Origin of the sequence: Lachnoanaerobaculum sp. MSX33, from assembly GCF_000512995.1 — a bacterium.
In the GTDB taxonomy this organism is placed as follows: domain Bacteria; phylum Bacillota; class Clostridia; order Lachnospirales; family Lachnospiraceae; genus Lachnoanaerobaculum.
Genome location: NZ_AZXX01000045.1, coordinates 1 through 1052, shown reverse-complemented (window position 1 = coordinate 1052; position 1052 = coordinate 1). Strand labels below are relative to the sequence as shown.

At 39.6% G+C, this 1052-nt stretch carries 1 pseudogene; it reads left to right on the top strand.

Annotation, left to right across the window (positions count from 1 at the left end):
- Window positions 1-1052 (top strand): annotated as a pseudogene (locus HMPREF1495_RS13860) (N-acetylmuramoyl-L-alanine amidase family protein); the annotation flags it as partial.

Below are 1052 nucleotides of genomic sequence, written 5' to 3'. Positions count from 1 at the left end.
AACTTTAAAGAGAGCTGACGGTTTTACAGGTGAGTTGTTTAAGATGGGTGATAACGACTCAATGTTAAATTTCCGTGACGTTATAGTTGATGGAAATAAGGACCATGCGACTGCTACAGCGCCTGCTTTTGATCTTGATAAAGGTAAGGTAAGTGTAAAAGCCGGAACGGTTATTAAAGAGTTTAAGGTAACAGGAGCGAAAGTACCTTCAGTATTTAAGATTTCAGGAACCGGTGTTCTTGATATAAATGCTGCAGGAGGAAGCGCTGCTATTAAAAACAATATATCTTTGGATGACGGTGCAGCTATTGATTCAACAGATTCCGGTTTACCGACAGGAAAATATCCTATTACAGTGAACGGAAGTCTTGATGTTACAGGTTCAAAGATGTACAACGGTACATTTGGTACTGCAGATGTAAAAACAAAAGACGGAAACGTTTTAATAAGGAAGAAGCCTATTTTTGTAGAATCTGGAAATTCTATAACAGGAACTATGGGAATAGGAATGACAGGTGATGCACTACCTACAGCAAATACTGAAGGTAGCGTGTTGGCAGACTATGCAGACAGAACGTCAGGAGGCTCATTGCCATATTCTCCTGCAAACTTCCAATCCGATATTTCAGGACAGACTATAGGAGCCGGAGACGGTGTAAAGACTGTGGCACATGAAGCAGCCGGAACATTGGAGAATTCAAAGGTTATATATCTACATGCAACTATATACACTTTTGCTTTGACATATTTAAAGCCTGACGGTTCATCATTTAACTTTGCAGATTTTACAATACCTTTACCTGTACCTCCTACACAAAACTATGTAGATGCAAACCCTTATTCAAAGGGAACGCCTGCAGGTGGTGAGATAAAGTATAACATTCCTGCAATCAGCGGATATAAGTATGATGCAAGTGCAAATCCGGCTATGAACCTTCCGGATTCGATATCAATAGATGCAAACGGAAACTTAACAGGTACAATGCCGGGTGAGAATGTAAGTATCAGAATCAATCTTATTAAAGATGAGGCTACATATAAGTTTGATCCAC